General features: G+C 44.0%; 1 pseudogene. It reads right to left on the minus strand.

What is annotated here, in order from left to right:
• Positions 1-332: pseudogene (locus tag ACKTR2_RS10605) on the minus strand (TrsD/TraD family conjugative transfer protein); the annotation flags it as partial.

Raw genomic sequence — 332 nt, forward strand, 5'->3', positions numbered from 1 at the left:
CCTGGTCGATCTTTTCGTCTAAATGAGTGACGGCTAAGTTTAAGCTTTTAACGCTCTTGTCTTTAATCGGTACCTTAACGATTAGCGGGTGTTGCTTAGTTGTCATGTTTTTGGATTCCTGGACTTTAGTAAAGTGGTCCAAATAACTGGCTATGAGCTGGATTTTGAACTGTTGCTCCGAGTGATCTTTTTGTAACGCAAGATACCGACGCTTGAGACCATTGAGATAAGCCGTCATATTGACGGGAATCGTCGGTTCTAAGAACTGTAGCGTGTCATCAACACCTTCACCCAAGGTACTCATCAGAAACGCGCCATAGTCCTCAAAGACG

It is taken from the genome of Furfurilactobacillus curtus (assembly GCF_045862785.1).
GTDB classification, from domain to species: domain Bacteria; phylum Bacillota; class Bacilli; order Lactobacillales; family Lactobacillaceae; genus Furfurilactobacillus; species Furfurilactobacillus curtus.